A 17,156-nucleotide genomic window follows, 5' to 3' on the forward strand; every position below is an offset into this window, starting at 1 on the left:
TATGGGATCAGATGAAAAAATTGTTATTCTAGGTGCTGGATTTGCTGCCCTGACTGCGGTCAAGACACTGCGCAAAAAACGTTTCAGTGGCTCCATCACCATGGTTGCTTCGCGCCCAATATTCTCCTATCTACCCAGCACTATCTGGATACCATCTGGCCTGCGCTCACGTGAGGATCTGGAGATCCCTCTGGAAAACTTTTTTGCCCGTTTTAATGTACGTTTCTTTCAGGGTAGCGTTACCGGCCTCGATGCAGAGAGCCGTCAGGTCAATACTGATCAGTGCGCACTGCCTTATGACCGTCTACTGATTGCGAGTGGCGCCAGCTTCATCAAGAAACTACCTGGAATCAAGGAGCATGCAATTATCCCTTGTGATGGCATTCATGCTGGTGAACAAATTCGTGACCGCATCGCAGCAATGGATGGTGGATCAATCGCAATGGGGTTTGGGGGCAACCCTAAAGAGCCTGCAGGAATGCGTGGTGGGCCGGTTTTCGAGTTCCTCTACGGCATTGATACCCTGCTACGCAAACAGGGGCGACGTGATCGGTTCAAAATCACCTTCTTCAGCCCGGCCCCTGAACCCGGCAAAAAACTTGGGCCAAAAGCCGCTGGGGGGCTGTTGCGTGAGATGAAAAAACGTGGGATAGAGACTCACCTCGGGCACAAAATGAAAGGCTTCACAGAAAATTCTGTAATTACTGAAGGGGGCGAGATTGAGAGTAACCTCACCCTGTTTATGCCTGGACTAACAGGTTCCGTATGGCTTTCTGAGAGTGGTCTTCCACTATCCCCGGGGGGGTTTGTTGTTGCTGACAAGGGAGGTCGCGTCCCCGGCTTCAACAACGTCTATGTTGCGGGTGACAGCGGAAGCTTTCCTGGCCCTGAGTGGATGCCAAAGCAGGCTCATATGGCAGATCTACAGGCTGCGGCTGCAGTCAAAAATATGCTTTCGGATATGACAGGAAGCCCTGAGAATCATCACTTCAAGGTTGAGCTGATATGTATTGTTGACTCGGTCAACTCTGGAGTTCTGGTATATAGGGATATGAAGCGCGCAATAATCTTCAAGACCCGTCTCTTTCACTGGGCCAAACTTCTGTTTGAGTGGATCTATCTGCGCGGAGTTCGCTAAGAGCCGCCCTGGCAGTCTGTCCGGGAATAGTTACGGCAGGTTACGGTTTATAAAGTCCCGCACAAAAGATTCCGGTTTGGCGCCCTGAAATCGCTCCACCTCTTCCCCATCGATAAAGGCGATTACTGTTGGAAAGCCACGTGCACCAAAGCGCCCGGCAATCTTCATATTCTCATCCTCTGCCTCAAGCTTGGCAAGGATAAACTCTCCGCTATACTCCCGGTCCAAGCGCTCAAGAATAGGCTCTAGCACCTTGCAAGGACCACACCACTCTGCACTGATGTCCAGCACTACCAGATGTTTTGAGGACTCTGCAATGACTGTCTGATCGAAATTATCGACATCAACCTGAATCAGAAGGCCTCCTCCAGAGAATCCCGGCGTGCATTTTTCTCCTCTTCCTCTTCACCCTCAGGGGTGATGAGAGCACAATAATTACTGCCGAAATCCTCTCCATCAAGGCGGCGGTAGATATAGTCGATAGCCATATCCTCATTGGGATGAATATTCTCTGCACCAACATGTCCAAACAGGCCTGTGCGCTGCATGACCTTGTGGATCTGCGCCTTGAGACCACTAAACACCAGAGTAATCTCATTATCCTTTAGCCGGTTAACCAACTGATGAAGCATCTCCTCACCAGAGGCATCAAGCTGATTAATGGCATCACCAACCACCAGGACATACTTTACATCCGGGCGTGCACATAACGCCTCAAGAATTGCCTCTTCAAAATAGGAGACATTTGCAAAGTAGAGAGAGCCATCAAAACGAAGAACTACAATGCGCTTATCCTGTGGAAGATTATGGACACTGATATCGCGCAGGGTTCCATCAGCATAGCGCCCCAGAATTGCCACACGAGGCTTCATTGTTGTATAGAGGTATAGACCAAGCGCCAACAGGGCACCAATCATAATGCCTTGATCGAGATGGGGGGCAAACCCCAGAGTTGCAACAAATGTAACTATTGATGCTGCACCATCATGTTTATTGGCAATCCAGGTATGTTTGAATGCCTTGAAATTAATCAGGCCGATTACTGCCATCATGATTACCGCTGCCAGCACAGCCTTTGGCAGATGATATAGAAGCGGGGTCAGAAAGAGCAGGGTTATCAGCACCAGTACTGCAGTAAAGACCGAAGACATTCCAGTCTTTGCCCCTGCATTGAGGTTTACTGCAGATCGCGAGAAGGAGCCACTGGCCGGATAGGCTTGGGAGAAACTGCCCACAATATTGGCCAACCCCTGTCCAATCAACTCCTGATTAGGGTCAACCCTATCCTTGGTCTTGGCTGCCATCGCCTTGGCGATGGAGATCGCCTCCATAAAACCAACCATGGAGATAACAATTGCACTGGTAAAGAGAATACCAAGCACCTCAAGGTTGATGGTTGGAACCTTCATCTCCGGAAGGCCTTCAGGAATCTCTCCAACAACTGCACCCCCCATACCCTGGAAACCGATCATGTAGCTCAATACAGTAGTAATTACCACAGCCAACAGAACTCCTGGCAGTTTGGGCATAAACTTCTTGGCTCCCATCATGATGGCAAAGGCCAAAACCCCCATAAAGAGGGTCATCATATGAGTATCACCCAACTGCTGCAATACTCCCCAGATATCACCAATAAAAAAGTCACTACGATCCTTGGTTACTCCAAAAATCTTGTTTAGCTGAGAGAGGCCAATAACCATCGCTGCTGCATTGGTAAAACCAACAATCACCGGATGTGAAAGAAAGTTGACCACCACTCCCAATTTCAACACGCCAAGCGTTAACTGAAATAGCCCGACTAGAAGAGCCAGCAGAACGGCCAGTGGCACATAAAACTGAACCAACTGCTCCTGATTCATTGCATCAATACTGCTCACACCTTCAGGCAGGTTGGATTGCAGTGCAGTTCCCACAGCAACAGCGGTTAACAGCGAGACCACCGCAACCGGCCCAGTCCCTAACTGTTTGGAAGATCCCCAGAGCGCGGCCACCATCACCGGCAGAAACGATGCATATAGTCCAAAGTAGGCAGGAAGCCCTGCAAGCTGAGCGTAAGCCATGGACTGAGGTATAAGTACCAGGGCAACCGTAATACCCGCTATGAGATCAGCACGAATGGTCTCTCCATTCATTGGGAACCATTTCAGAAAGGGGAGAAAACGCTGGATCATTTCCATAAAACTATTACCGTTCAAAGGGTTACAAGGCACTCATATAACAACAAAAACACATATCAGACGACATAGAGACGATATGGAGCAGACGAGCTTGCTGGAGTGGCGGCAGATGATACCAATCAATCCCTTGTGATTCAAGGGAATATAAGAGCATAGCGGATTCCTTATTTTGCACGATCCTCCCCAACCTCTCTCAAAGTCAGCCTGTATAGCATCCAAACCTGAATAATGTGTATGGATAAAATTCAAAACATATCAAGACCGGCCACCTACACAGTAGACAAGAGTAGTCGAACCGGGGGATCATACGGATATGAAGCTACCATTACTGATTCTTCTGGGCGGCATCCTGGGAGGCTGTGCCAGCAGCAACCAGTTGCCGCCAGACACCACAACAGCCGTCCTCATCCCTCCTGTTAGCTGGAGTGCTGTTACGGCTGAAAATGCGGTTAGGCCAGGATCGATTACAGATGAATGGCTAAAAGATTTCAACTCTCCGCAGCTTGAGCAACTTGTTGCAGAAGCCATTGCCCATAATCATGACCTGAAGATTGCCGCACTTAATTGGTATAGCGCCAATGAGACCGCCTCCATAGCATCATCCAATCTTCTCCCCACTATTGAGGGAGGCATCAGTTCCAAACGATCTCGTTCAATCTCATCTACAGATCGTGCATCAATCAGTAACCGCCACACTCTTGATGTCTCGGCTGTCTGGGAGGTTGATCTCTGGAATAGGTTATCAAATCAGGAGCGTTCTGCTATAACCCTGACAGAGGCTGTGGCGGCTGATCTCAGAGCGGCGCGCCTCTCTCTTGCCGCCGAGGTAGCCCAAAACTGGTTTGATTCTGTGGAGTCAAAACAGCAGACAGAACTTGCTGAATATCAGCTTAATGCAGACCAACAGGCGTTGAAGGTGGTTGAGGATCGCTTTCAAAATGGACTGGTTGATGCGCTTGATCTACATCTCATAAAAATTGAGTTAACCGCATCAGAGGAGAGGCTAGCCAGCAAACGAATGGGACAGAACCTTCTATTGCGAGAATTGGAGACCCTGCTGGGTCGCTACCCTGCAGCAGAACTTACAGTCTCTGAGCCTATGCCAGAAATAGGCGGCTCTATTCCGGCAGGTCTGCCATCTGACTTGCTGAAGCGCCGCCCTGATATAGCGGCAAGCAACAAGCGTATGGTTGCGGCCGGCCTTGATGCAGAGGTTGCTGCAAAAAACCGTCTCCCCTCATTCTCCCTGACCGCCAGTGGTGGAACATCCAGTAGTGAATTAAAAAACCTGCTTGACTGGGATTTTCTGATCTGGAGCCTGCTGGGTGATCTCACTCAACCCCTATTTCAGCAGGAGAGGCTAAAGGCCGAGGAGATGCTGGAGAGAATCGAACACCGAGAGGCACTAATAAACCATGCGCAAATCATCCGGACTGCATTCAGGGAGGTGGAAGATGCGCTGGATGCCGACCACTATCAGCGCCTGAGAGTGGAGTCACTGACCCGCGCAGCCAATGAATCCCACTCTGCAGCTGTTCTGGCACTATACCGTTATCAGAACGGGCTCACCGATATCCTGACTTTGCTGGATGCGAAACAACGTGCATATACTCACGAAAGTAAACGTCTGCGAGCGGTTGCCGACCATATTAACAACAGAATCACTCTTCACCTGGCGCTGGGCGGATCCTTTTAATAAACATCCACTAGCTATAAAATAGAGAGACACCTCAAGGAATTAATAATTATGAAAACCCTCTTCACCTCTCTTTTAATACTTATCTTTCCGGTATCAAGCCTGGCATCTGGACAAACCGGTGAGGCTCTTGATCTGACTGGAGAGACTATTGGAATTCTATCCCTAATTATCTTTTCCCTTGCCTATCTCTTGGTAATGGCTGAGGAGTTTACCCACCTGAGAAAGTCCAAACCGGTACTGCTTGCAGCTGGCATTATCTGGGCGATGATCGCCACGGTCTACGCATCCCACGGTATGCCCCATGCTGCTGAAGTAGCCGTACGCCACAACTTCCTGGAATTTTCCGAGTTGATGATGTTCCTGCTGGTTGCCATGACTTATATAAATGCGTTGGAGGAGCGTCGTGTCTTCGAGGCACTACGATCCTGGCTGGTTCGCAAAGGTTTCGGATTCCGCCAGCTGTTCTGGCTAACCGGCATCCTTGCCTTCTTCATCTCCCCAATTGCTGACAATCTGACCACAGCACTGTTGATGTGTGCAGTGGTGCTGGCTGTGGGTGGTGACAACAGAAAGTTTATCCTCCTTGCCTGTATCAATATCGTGGTGGCAGCCAATGCAGGAGGCGCCTTCAGCCCCTTTGGTGATATCACCACCCTGATGGTCTGGCAAAAGGGAATTGTCGATTTTGGAACCTTCTTCGCACTGTTCATTCCATCTGTTGTTAACTTTGTGATCCCTGCCGCAATCATGCATTTCGCTATACCTGACATGCATCCTGAGGCAAGCGATGAGGTAACAACAATGAAGCGTGGTGCCCGACGCATTATCCTGCTGTTTTTGTTGACTATCTCGACAGCGGTTAGCTTCCACAACTTCCTGCACTTGCCGCCAGTTCTGGGAATGATGACCGGCCTGGCTTATCTACAGTTTTTCGGCTACTACCTGAAAAAGACCTTCGACAAGGATATCCCTGATAGTGGAGAGCATGGCGATCTTATGGATCCTGCCCTTCCCGCCCCTTTCGATATTTTCAACAAGGTGGCCCGTGCTGAGTGGGATACCCTGCTCTTCTTCTATGGGGTAATCCTGGCTGTTGGTGGCCTCGGATTTATTGGTTATCTCTCTCTTGCCTCTGAGGTGATGTACGCTCAATGGGGAGCCACCAATGCCAATGTGGCTGTTGGGGTACTCTCTGCTATTGTTGACAACATTCCCGTGATGTTTGCGGTTTTGACAATGATGCCTGATATGTCGATGGGACAGTGGCTACTGGTGACACTGACCGCTGGGGTTGGCGGAAGCATGCTCTCCATCGGATCTGCGGCCGGAGTTGCGCTGATGGGGCAGGCGCGCGGAAAGTACACCTTTGTTGGCCATCTCAAGTGGACCCCGGTGATCGCTCTTGGATATGCTGCCAGTATCTGGGTCCATCTACTGGTCAATGACTCCTATTTTGCACTCCCCGCTCTCGGGATTGCAGCAGGGGGCTAGTACCACCTCCCCCTATTCATAGAGCTATTGCTCCCCTGGAGACTCGATCACCACCTCTTCCAGATATTCCATCTGCTGAATAGCGCCATCCAGATCAATCTGATCCGGGTTGTCGGTAGACTGCTCACTCAGTAGCTCCCATAGCTCATCTTGCTCATAGGTCACACGAGAACCGTCACTGTCCTGAAAATAGGCGGCCCATGGAACAAACTTGGTCAACGGGAAGATCTGTCCAACCCGTGGTGAGATATCGATGTTGATCCCGGAGATAAAGAGCAGGCGCTTGCCATGATAGGCAGGATCCTGGGTGATGGTTCTGAAGGCGCGGTCAAATTCAACCTGTGAATTGATCTGTGCGGCAATCAGTGCCGGGGAGTTTGTAGTTACAATCTGTGGCATATAGGGTAGCAGATTTCTCTCCAGATGGTCGTGCCCCTCCTCTGCCTCCTGAATATTTCTCTCAAAAGAGAAGAGCTCTGCGCTCAATGCCGAACCAATTACCTGCGCCTCTCCCTCCTCCAGGAGTGAGAAACGCTCTGCAAAAGCGGCTGTTGCAAGAAACATCTTTGAGGTACTCAGTGCGCGCAGGATAAGATACTCCCCCTGCTCATCCTGTTGCACCATACTCTCCAGACACAGCACCAACCCCTCCTGGCGACGGCCATCAAGTAGCTGGTTGTCTATAGTTACCATAATCTCGCCATTACGCCGCTTCACCAGGATGTTTTCACAGGCAAAATGGTACTCGCTAAGATACCAGCTGGAGACCCCGGCAATCTTGCCACAGTCGGAGGTAGACTCGCAGTGGCTGGTCTGTAGCCTACGATAACTACCAAACTGCTCTGTATCCGGGTCATAGCCAACGTGGCTAGCCTGAATAATTACCATATCCTGGCCATGGTGGGCATGAGGCCCGTGGCGGTCGGTTGCCACAATGCCCCCAACTCGCCCATGGTTGAATGGAAAGGTACCAAAGTGTTTGGCGATTAGAATGATGGGGAAGCCTTGGTTCTCATCCGAACAGAAGGCGCGAGAGGGCATAATCCTGCCTGGCTCAAACCCCAGCGAGAGGCAGAAATTATAGAGCCTGGGAATGAATTGACTATAGCGCGTCATGCGCTGCTCTAGCTGAAAATCTCCCACCGATCTCATTCTCTATTCTCCATCTTGTTTAATATTCATAAATAGTGCCAGCAGGTCATTGAGAAACTCTCTTCCGTGGTCGGTTGCAACAACCTGCTCTCCGGTGCGTAACAGTAACCCCTCTCTGCACCCCTTTTCAACTGTTGACTCTACCCTATTCCAACTGCAACCGGTACGCTCCTCAAATTGCCTCACTGTAAACGGCTCATTTATCCGTAGTCTGTTCATCATAAACTCCAGCGGAAGATCATGTGCGGGCACAGTGTGGCGCTCTGACAACAGCCGCTCCGACCCCGCACCATCCATATAGCGCTGTGGGCTCTTCTGTCGTGATGAGCGAATAATGGCCCCATCTGCGGCCATGGTAATCTTGCTATGGGCCCCGGCCCCAATGCCGAGATAGTCCCCAAACCGCCAGTAGTTGAGGTTGTGGCGACACTCGCTCTGCTCTCTCGCATAGGCCGAGATCTCATACTGTTCAAGCCCCTCCTCCTGTAACAGCTGCTGCCCCTCCAGCTGCATCTCCCAGAGCTCCTCATCATCAGGGAGTGGTGGTGGCTGGTGACCGAATGGGGTGTTTGGCTCCATGGTGAGCTGATACCAGGAGAGGTGCTCCACGCCCAGCGCCACAGCCTGCTGCAGATCTCCCATCGCCTCCGCTCTACTCTGTTGCGGCAACCCAAACATCAGGTCCAGATTGATATTCTCAAATCCAGCCCCCCTTGCCATCTCAACTGCGGTAGCAGCATCCTCTCCATCATGAATTCGACCAATTGCCTCAAGCCTCCCATCATCAAAACTCTGGACCCCAATGGAAAGTCGATTTACCCCTGCCTGCCGATATCCAGCAAAACGCTCTTGCTCCACTGCTCCTGGGTTAGCCTCCAGTGTAACCTCGGGCTCCGGGCCAAACGGCAGACGGGCACGGATTCCAGACAACAGACGCTCTATCTCTTCAGCAGGAAAAAGGCTGGGGGTTCCTCCTCCAATAAAAATTGAGCGTACCGGTCGCCCCCAAACCCTGGGAAGCTCCCACTCCAGATCTAGCAACAACGCATCTACGTAGTGATCAAACGGCAGGGCATCTCCAGACGCATGTGAATTGAAATCACAATAGGGGCACTTCTGTAGACACCACGGCAGGTGGATGTAGAGCGAGAGCGGAATGACCGCAGTAAAGTTTAGCTCTGTAATAACTTGACCAGCCTCTTCAGCGCCTGCCCACGGTGGCTCAGCCTGTTTTTCACCTCTGCAGGAAGCTCTGCCGAGCTGCACCCCTGCTCCGGAACAAAAAAGATCGGGTCATAGCCAAAACCATTCTCGCCCTGAGGGGCAGTCAGAATACGCCCCTCCCAGCTCCCCTGGGCAATTAGTGGGGTTGGATCCTCTGCATGTTCCATGTAGACCATCAGACACTGAAAACGTGCACTACGCTGCCCCTCCGGCACCCCATCCAGCGCCCTCAACAGTTTCTGGTTGTTAGCTGGATCATTGCCGTCGGTTCCGGCATAACGGGCAGAGTAGATGCCCGGTGCCCCCTTGAGATAGTCCACCTCCAGACCGGAATCATCGGCAATAGCAGGCAATCCGGTATGGGCTGCCGCATTGCGCGCCTTGAGAATAGCGTTCTCGACGAAGGTAAGGCCGGTCTCCTCTGCCTCTACTACACCGAACTCTGTCTGCGGTATCACCTCCATCTCAAAGTTGGCAAGCAGCTCACCCAGCTCTTTCACCTTTCCCTTGTTGCCGGTTGCCAATATGATTTTTTTCACGCCAGAGACTCTTGTTGATGGGCAATCAACTCACCAATCCCCTGCTGTGCCAGCGCCAACATCTGCTGCATCTCATCCATGCTGAAGGGGGCCTCCTCTGCCGTCCCCTGTACCTCGATGAACTGCCCTTTACTGTTCATTACCACATTCATATCTGTTTCAGCGTTGGAGTCCTCAGCATAATCGAGATCAAGAACAGGTGTGCCCTGGTAAACCCCAACCGATACTGATGCAATTGGTGTTGTAATGGGGTTCTGCTCAACAGCTCCCACCTCCATCAGGTGTTGGATCGCATCAGAGAGCGCCACAAAACCACCTGTAATGGATGCTGTGCGGGTACCTCCATCAGCCTGGATCACATCACAGTCAACCGTAATCATCTGTTCACCCAGCATCTTAAGGTCAACTGCTGCTCGCAGTGAGCGTCCGATCAGGCGCTGAATCTCCATGGTGCGGCCACCCTGCTTGCCCCGTGCCGCTTCGCGCCCCATACGGCTACCAGTCGAGCGTGGCAGCATACCGTACTCCGCAGTTACCCACCCCTTGCCTTTACCTTTTAGCCAGCGTGGAACTCTATCCTCAACCGAGGCGGTACAGATTACCTTGGTCTCACCAAACTCCACCAACACCGAGCCCTCGGCATGCTTGGTGTAATTGCGGGTGATCTTGATCTCACGCATCTGATTAGGCTCTCTTTTACTGGGTCGCATGGGTAAACTCCTTGTATACTTTCCATCTATTGAAACGACACATTATCCGGTAATCGGAAGCAGGGTTCAAAAATGATTCAGAGCATGACCGCCTTTGCGCGAAAAGATATTCAGGCTGAATGGGGCAGCCTGGCATGGGAGATTCGTGCTGTAAACCACCGTTATCTTGAACTTTTCCTCAGACTGCCAGAAGATCTGCGCGCCATTGAAAACAAGGTGCGTGAACTGGGCCGCAAGAAGTTGGGGCGTGGCAAAGTTGAGTGTGGTCTCCGTTATGCTCCAGCCAACCATGCAGCTAGTGGCGTAGAGGTCAATGAGGAGCTTGCCAAACAGGTTGCAGATGCCGCAAAGAGAGTAGCACACCATATGGATAATGCAGCACGCATAGATCCTATGGAGATCCTCTCATGGCCCGGTGTAATACAGTCAGAAGATATTGACTCTTCACTTGTACAGCAGCAGGCTCTGGATCTATTCTCGAAAACTGTCAATGAACTTATAGAGACACGTCAACGTGAGGGAGAACGCCTTCAGGATATGATCCAGCAACGTTGTGATGCCATGCGCCCCCTGGTGGAGCAGGCAAAAGTTGAGATGCCAAAGGTGATGGAAAGTGTTCGGCAAAAACTACGCGAACGCCTGGAGGAATTTTTGGAACAGGCCGACGAAACTCGCCTGGAACAGGAGATGGCTCTTCAGGCACAAAAACTTGATATTGATGAAGAGATGGATCGACTTACAACACATCTGGATGAGGTAGAGCGCATCCTGAAAAAAGGCGGTGCAGTTGGTCGTCGTCTCGACTTCCTGATGCAGGAGCTCCACCGAGAGGCCAATACCCTCGGATCCAAATCAGCCCATATCGAGACCACTAGAATCTCTGTCGAGATGAAGGTGCTGATCGAACAGATGAGAGAGCAGGTACAGAACATTGAGTAATGGAACCCTATATATAATCTCAGCCCCCTCTGGAGCCGGTAAATCAAGCCTGTTACAGGCGGTGCTCAGTGAGATCGATGGGGTTTTACTTTCTATATCACATACTACTCGCGCACCCCGTCCTGGTGAGGAGAATGGCATTCACTACAACTTCACATCTGTTGAAGATTTCCGTATGGGCATAGAGAAAGAGCATTTTCTGGAACATGCAGAGGTTTTTGACAACTACTACGGCACCTCTGAAATTTGGGTTCGTGACACACTACAACAAGGGCTGGATGTAATCCTGGAGATCGATTGGCAAGGCGCAAGACAGGTACGTGACAGAATGAAAGAAGCTGTCGGCATTTTCATCCTGCCTCCATCGCAACATGCCCTGCAAGAACGTCTACAGGGACGAGGACAAGACAGTGAAGAGGTCATTTCTCGACGGATGAGTGATGCTGTCAGTGAAATGTCTCATTACGATGAATATGACTTTTTGATCATCAATGATGAGTTTGATCAGGCAAAAGTTGAGCTTAAGGCCATTTTTCTTGCACAACGGCTACTAATCGATGCACAATCAGAGAGAAATGGCCTGTTACTGCAAAGTCTGCTGGAAGAATCCAGTTGATTTATATAGAATTACCGCCCTTTTCGAGCTGAACACTGACTGGAGTAATTACTGATGGCACGCATTACCGTAGAAGACTGCCTGGACAAAATTGACAACCGCTTTGATATGACCCTGATTGCCGCAGAGCGTGCACGTCAGATCGCTATGGGTGGAGAACCTATGGTGCCGGTTGATAATGACAAACCAACTGTAATTGCCCTGCGGGAAATAGCTGAAGGTCTCATTAATCGTGACATCCTTGACCAGATCAAAGAAGCTGCCGTCGCTGCTGATGAGGCTGCCGCAGAAGAGACGAGTGAGGCTGACGAGGAGGAGGCTTCTGCTGATACCGATGTCGCAACAGTTGCAGTTGCCAAAGACGAGGCGGCTTAACGCTTACACTTCTCTTCTATCATGTTTCTGATCAGTGATCTTGTCTCCCTCCTGGAGAGCTATCTTGATCAGAAGCAGGTTAATGAAATCTATGAGGCCTATCTCTTCTCTGCAGAGGCCCACGACGGACAACACCGCGTAAGTGGTGAACCTTACATATATCACCCCATTGAGGTTGCTCGCATTTTGGCAGAGATGCGAATTGACCATACCACCATCATCGCAGCGCTACTACATGATGTACTGGAAGATACCAACCACTCCCGAAAAGAGCTGACTGAAAAGTTTGGTGAAGAGATCACGGCACTAGTGGATGGAGTCAGTAAACTGACCCGCATGCAGATGGAGAGCCCGCAACATGCGCAGGCAGAAAATTTCCGCAAGATGATGCTGGCGATGACCAGAGACATCAGGGTTATCCTGATAAAGCTTGCTGACCGCCTCCACAATATGCGGACTCTTGATGGAATGAAAGCATACAAGCGCCGCCGTATTGCCCAGGAGACTCTGGAGATTCACGTTCCCATCGCTCATAGACTGGGAATGAACAAGGTTGCTACCGAACTAAAGAATCTCGGATTCTCAAACCTCTACCCCATGCGGGCGCGTGTTCTTGACAAAGCAGTAAGTCAGGCTCGCGGTAATCGCAAGGAGGTGCTTGATACCATCGAGACCACAATTCGCCAACGCCTGCTAGATACTAATCTGGATGCTGAGATAGCTGGACGAGAGAAACATCTCTACAGTCTATATAAAAAGATGAAGGATCAGCGCCTCCCCTTCAGTAAAATCTTTGATGTCTACGCATTTAGAATAGTTGTCTCATCAGTAGAGGAGTGCTATCAGGTGCTTGGCATTGTCCACAGCATTTATAAACCGGTTCCTGGCAAGTTCAAGGATTACATCGCAATTCCAAAGGCTAATGGCTACCAGTCACTCCACACCGTACTGTTTGGGCCACACGGTATCCCGGTAGAGATTCAGATTCGTACCCAGGAAATGCACACCATATCCGAGGAGGGTATTGCTGCCCACTGGGAGTACAAAGAGAGTGATACATCCAATATCACTAACACCGAGAAACGGGCCCGGCAGTGGCTGCAGGACCTTTTGGATCTGCAAAAAAATACCGGTGACTCCATAGAATTTCTTGAGAGCGTCAAAATTGACCTTTTCCCTGATGAGGTCTACGTGTTTACCCCCAAGGGAAAGATCATGGCGTTTCCTCGTGGTGCAACAACCCTTGATTTCGCCTACCGAATTCATACAGAAGTTGGAAACCATGCAATAGCTGCCGTAGTAAATCACAAGACAGTGCCTCTTAGTAGCCAACTCTTCAACGGACAGACTGTCGAGATCACTACATCACCCGATGCCAGACCAAATCCTGGTTGGCTACAGTTTGTAACTACTGGCAAAGCGCGCAGCAACATACGCCACTATCTTAAAAACCTGCAGCAGGATGAGGCTGTAAGGCTAGGTGAAAAACTGTTACTCAAGGCACTCTCCAGACACAATATATCCAGGAAGCGTTTCAAGAAGATGGAGATCACCTCTCTACTGGAGAAGCTGCAGCTCGAAGACACGGATGCGCTCTATAACGAAATTGGCATGGGTCAGAGAATGGCTGATCTAGTGGCTGGAAACCTGGTGCAGTACAAAACCAAAGAGCCCCAAAGCGACACAAAACATCCGAAGCAGAAAGGCAGGATGGCTGCGCTGTGGAATCCTCTCTCAAGGTTCTCCCCTCTTCTCAAAAGAAGAGGCAAAAACCATGATGACCAACGCCCCCTGATGATCCGGGGAACAGAGGGGATGGTGGTTCACTTTGCAAAATGTTGTCGCCCTATCCCTGGTGATCCTATTATTGGTCACATCAGCGCCGGCAAGGGGCTGGTTATTCACCGTAACGACTGTAAAAATGTATCCAATCTGCAGAGCCACCCTGAGCAGTGGGTAACCGTGGAGTGGTCCAAGAAAAGTGAACGGGATCTGCCTGCAGTAATCAGGGTTGATGTCACCAACAAACCTGGGGTACTGGCCACTGTTGCGGCAACCATCTCGGAGATGGGCTCTAATATCGATAATGTCACATTGGATGATCAGGACGGACGAACCAATGCCATCACCTTTATTATTCGTGTAACCGACAGAAAGCATCTCGCTTCAATTATCCGCAAGATCAAAAAATTGCAGCCGGTTACCACCATTCAGAGAATCAATGGATAAAACTCGAGAAAATAGACCATGACAAACAACAAACCACAGACAATTCAAACCGACCAGGCACCACAGGCTATCGGCACCTATTCACAGGCAGTGCGTACAGGAGAGACCGTCTACCTATCAGGACAGATTCCACTGATACCAGAGACTATGGCAATGGTTGAGGGAGATATGGAGGCACAAATTGTCCGCGTATTTGACAATCTCACCGCTGTTGCAGAGGCTGCTGGAGGCTCACTAGCCGATATCGTTAAACTTAATATCTTTCTCACCGACCTGAGCCATTTCCCACTAGTTAACGAGGTAATGGCACGCTACTTCAATACTCCCTACCCTGCACGTGCAGCTGTTGGGGTTGCGGCGCTTCCAAAAGCTGCCGGGGTAGAGATGGACGGAGTAATGGTGCTGAGCTAGCAACCTACATTGCCTGCCGTCTCCACACTAAAGGGGGTTGGTCCTCAACTCTCGAAAAGATTAGAGAAGCTACAGATACGTGAAGTAGCAGATCTACTGTTCCATCTTCCTCTTCGCTATCAGGACAAAACCAAAATAGCCCCAATCTCTTCACTGCAACCAGGTGATGAGAGATTAATTGAGGGGGTCATTCAGGGGTGTGCCGTACGTTTTGGCAAACGCCGCTCCCTGCTCTGCACAATTGCAGGCCAGAACAGCACTCTTACCATTCGTCTTTTCCATTTCAACAAACAACAACAGATAGCCCTGAAAGAGGGTACTTCTGTTCGCTGTTTTGGAGAGATACGCCGGGGCCCATCCGGGCTTGAAATGGTTCATCCGGAATACAGGATTATTCACCCAGACAGGCCTGCCCCTGAACTTGAAAAAAACCTGACCCCCATATACCCGGCAACCGATGGGGTTCGACAACGTACCCTGCTCTCCATAACGACGCAGGCACTTGTACGAGCTCTCCCGTTGGTTGTAGAGCTACTACCGGATATTTCACCTCTACAACATATGCCATCGCTGCAGGTGGCTCTGCAGACGCTACATCGGCCCACCGCAGAGACTCTTGCGGCACTGCCGCTATGCCGTGAACGCATTGCCTTTGAAGAGCTTCTTGCCCACCACTTAAGTCTTCAACAGCTACGTGGCCATTACAGACAAGATCATGCCTTCGCGCTATCAACAGAGAGAAGAGTGGTGGATAGTTTTATAGAACAGCTTCCATTCTCTCTGACAAATGCACAGCAACGTGCAATCAGTGAAATTTTTCTGGACTTGCAACAACCGCATCCCATGCAGCGGCTACTCCAGGGAGACGTAGGCTCTGGAAAAACCATTGTGGCCATCTGTGCCGCACTGCATGTAACCGAATCCGGATTTCAGACCGCTCTGATGGCACCAACAGAGCTATTGGCAAGACAACACCACAACAACATCTGTAGCCTGTTAGAGCCACTGGATATATCTACAGGATTTCTCTCGGGCAGCATGAACACAAAGGATAGAGCTGAGGTTACTGACAAAGTGATTAGTGGCAAAACCTCAATTGTTGTGGGAACACATGCACTGTTCCAGAAAACTATTCAATTCAGAAACCTTGCACTAATCATCATTGATGAGCAGCATCGCTTTGGGGTTGGGCAGAGACAGGCCCTGCAACAGAAAGGTGTTGATGAGATCACCAGTCCTCATCAGCTAATCATGACCGCAACTCCAATCCCCCGCACCCTGGCCATGACCTTCTACGCGGATCTTGACAGCACTGTTATTGATGAGCTCCCGCCCGGACGTACTCCCATTAAAACTGTCACCATTCCTGAATTCCGTCGAGACGAGGTGCTGGAACGGGTACATGCAAACTGCAAACAGGGCCGTCAGGCCTACTGGGTGTGCCCGCTTATAGAGGAGTCAGAGGTATTACAGTGCCAGGCAGCTTCGGAAAGCGCCAAAGAGATACAGCAGCGATTCCCCGACCTTTCAGTTGGGCTGGTACATGGGCGCATGCCGCCAGCTGAAAAAGATAAGGTTATGGGTAACTTCCATAAAGGAGATGTGCATATTTTGGTAGCAACAACCGTTATCGAGGTTGGGGTAGATGTGCCCAATGCCAGCTTGATGATTATCGAGAATGCTGAACGGCTAGGCCTATCCCAACTCCACCAACTCAGAGGAAGAGTAGGACGTGGGGCCATCGCCAGCAGCTGTCTGTTAATGTACCGAGCACCCCTTAGTAAAATTGCGACAGAGCGACTACAGACAATTCGGGAAAGCAGTGATGGGTTTGAGATCGCGCGCAAAGACCTGGAGATGCGTGGGCCCGGAGAGCTTCTGGGACGACGACAAACCGGAACACCTCAACTACGCATGGCTGACCTGGTACGTGATCAACACCTGATTCCAATGGTAGAAGATATTGCCAGGCAGATGCTACAAAACAGCCCTCAGGACAAGATAACCAGACTGATTAAACGCTGGATTCCTGATGCAGAGCGGTATCGCTCGACTGGTTAACGTCGCAAATCACCGGCGGTAAAAGGGAGAGCGAGGAACGAGCGGCGCTTTTTGCTGTCCGTGTGAATTTGCCTTGTTAGGCTATCGCGACCAATCGCTGACGTTCAAGTTTCCTCCAGAGACATCTGCCTGGCTGCCACCTGAACCACTGCAAATGATAACTTCTGTAGGATTGCTTAAAGCAATACAGCAGAATTTTCCATTATCTTGTTGGATATTGGTTGAGAGAAGACGTTTGCTATTCATTTGTTGCCATTCCTCCATGGTATTGTATAACTCTTTCATAGAATTACTTTCAAAATAGAGCAAGTTGTGTTTATTTGCGTCAATCATGATTTCTCCTCAATTATCGTGAATCTTGTGTCTATTATAATCGTACGTTCGCTTTGCCTAAC

16 protein-coding genes are annotated in these 17,156 nt (G+C 50.3%); 9 read left to right on the plus strand and 7 right to left on the minus strand.

Features of this window, described 5'->3' with window-relative positions:
• Window position 1 precedes the first annotated feature (1 nt).
• Window positions 2-1,138, plus strand: coding sequence for an FAD-dependent oxidoreductase (locus H8D24_02120; protein ID MBC8519193.1), 1,137 nt, complete (start codon window positions 2-4; stop codon window positions 1,136-1,138).
• A 30-nt stretch (window positions 1,139-1,168) separates the two neighbouring features.
• Here H8D24_02120 and H8D24_02125 read toward each other — a convergent pair whose 3' ends face one another.
• Together H8D24_02125 and H8D24_02130 are read right to left on the minus strand one after the other, a co-directional pair.
• On the minus strand, window positions 1,169-1,495 hold the full coding sequence (locus tag H8D24_02125) for a thioredoxin fold domain-containing protein (GenBank protein ID MBC8519194.1): 327 nt from the start codon (window positions 1,493-1,495) through the stop codon (window positions 1,169-1,171).
• The gene (locus H8D24_02130) at window positions 1,492-3,315 is read right to left on the minus strand and encodes a SulP family inorganic anion transporter (protein MBC8519195.1); all 1,824 of its coding nucleotides are present in this window, start codon (window positions 3,313-3,315) and stop codon (window positions 1,492-1,494) included. Before H8D24_02130 ends, H8D24_02125 begins: the two co-directional genes overlap by 4 nt.
• 313 nt (window positions 3,316-3,628) lie before the next feature.
• On the opposite strand from H8D24_02130, the gene H8D24_02135 reads away from it, so the two are divergent.
• Both H8D24_02135 and nhaD read left to right on the plus strand, forming a co-directional pair.
• A complete protein-coding gene (locus tag H8D24_02135; protein MBC8519196.1) occupies window positions 3,629-5,011 on the plus strand; it encodes an efflux transporter outer membrane subunit in 1,383 nt (460 codons plus the stop codon).
• A 51-nt stretch (window positions 5,012-5,062) separates the two neighbouring features.
• Window positions 5,063-6,505 (plus strand): sodium:proton antiporter NhaD, encoded by a 1,443-nt coding sequence (gene nhaD / locus H8D24_02140; protein MBC8519197.1) that lies wholly within the window; start codon window positions 5,063-5,065, stop codon window positions 6,503-6,505.
• 24 nt (window positions 6,506-6,529) lie between these two features.
• On the opposite strand, the gene H8D24_02145 is transcribed toward nhaD, so the two are convergent.
• From H8D24_02145 to rph, 4 genes are read right to left on the minus strand one after another with little or no spacing between them, the layout of a single operon-like run.
• Window positions 6,530-7,657 carry a hypothetical protein gene (locus H8D24_02145; GenBank protein ID MBC8519198.1) on the minus strand — a complete coding sequence of 376 codons (1,128 nt, stop codon included), beginning with the start codon at window positions 7,655-7,657 and terminating at the stop codon, window positions 6,530-6,532.
• Between the two features lie 3 nt (window positions 7,658-7,660).
• Complete coding sequence (gene hemW, locus H8D24_02150; GenBank protein MBC8519199.1) at window positions 7,661-8,842, minus strand: radical SAM family heme chaperone HemW; 1,182 nt, start codon at window positions 8,840-8,842, stop codon at window positions 7,661-7,663.
• The gene (locus tag H8D24_02155) at window positions 8,830-9,420 is read right to left on the minus strand and encodes an XTP/dITP diphosphatase (GenBank protein MBC8519200.1); all 591 of its coding nucleotides are present in this window, start codon (window positions 9,418-9,420) and stop codon (window positions 8,830-8,832) included. The genes hemW and H8D24_02155 overlap by 13 nt, the downstream gene beginning before the upstream one ends.
• Window positions 9,417-10,130: a ribonuclease PH gene (rph, locus tag H8D24_02160; GenBank protein ID MBC8519201.1), complete on the minus strand. Its 714-nt coding sequence runs from the start codon at window positions 10,128-10,130 to the stop codon at window positions 9,417-9,419. Before rph ends, H8D24_02155 begins: the two co-directional genes overlap by 4 nt.
• A gap of 72 nt (window positions 10,131-10,202) precedes the next feature.
• On the opposite strand from rph, the gene H8D24_02165 reads away from it, so the two are divergent.
• The 6 genes from H8D24_02165 to recG are packed head-to-tail and all read left to right on the plus strand — an operon-like array spanning window position 10,203 to window position 16,761.
• Window positions 10,203-11,069 carry a YicC family protein gene (locus H8D24_02165; GenBank protein MBC8519202.1) on the plus strand — a complete coding sequence of 289 codons (867 nt, stop codon included), beginning with the start codon at window positions 10,203-10,205 and terminating at the stop codon, window positions 11,067-11,069.
• Complete coding sequence (gene gmk / locus H8D24_02170; protein ID MBC8519203.1) at window positions 11,062-11,685, plus strand: guanylate kinase; 624 nt, start codon at window positions 11,062-11,064, stop codon at window positions 11,683-11,685. Before H8D24_02165 ends, gmk begins: the two co-directional genes overlap by 8 nt.
• A 54-nt stretch (window positions 11,686-11,739) precedes the next feature.
• Window positions 11,740-12,060, plus strand: coding sequence for a DNA-directed RNA polymerase subunit omega (rpoZ, locus tag H8D24_02175; protein ID MBC8519204.1), 321 nt, complete (start codon window positions 11,740-11,742; stop codon window positions 12,058-12,060).
• A gap of 21 nt (window positions 12,061-12,081) precedes the next feature.
• Window positions 12,082-14,289, plus strand: coding sequence for a bifunctional (p)ppGpp synthetase/guanosine-3',5'-bis(diphosphate) 3'-pyrophosphohydrolase (locus H8D24_02180; GenBank protein MBC8519205.1), 2,208 nt, complete (start codon window positions 12,082-12,084; stop codon window positions 14,287-14,289).
• Window positions 14,290-14,307: 18 nt separating this feature from the next.
• Window positions 14,308-14,700 (plus strand): RidA family protein, encoded by a 393-nt coding sequence (locus H8D24_02185; protein ID MBC8519206.1) that lies wholly within the window; start codon window positions 14,308-14,310, stop codon window positions 14,698-14,700.
• Window positions 14,701-14,709: 9 nt separating this feature from the next.
• Window positions 14,710-16,761: an ATP-dependent DNA helicase RecG gene (recG, locus tag H8D24_02190; protein ID MBC8519207.1), complete on the plus strand. Its 2,052-nt coding sequence runs from the start codon at window positions 14,710-14,712 to the stop codon at window positions 16,759-16,761.
• 81 nt (window positions 16,762-16,842) lie between these two features.
• Here recG and H8D24_02195 read toward each other — a convergent pair whose 3' ends face one another.
• A complete protein-coding gene (locus H8D24_02195) occupies window positions 16,843-17,094 on the minus strand; it encodes a hypothetical protein (GenBank protein MBC8519208.1) in 252 nt (83 codons plus the stop codon).
• Window positions 17,095-17,156: the final 62 nt, after the last annotated feature.

This window comes from Candidatus Thiopontia autotrophica, assembly GCA_014384675.1.
In the GTDB taxonomy this organism is placed as follows: domain Bacteria; phylum Pseudomonadota; class Gammaproteobacteria.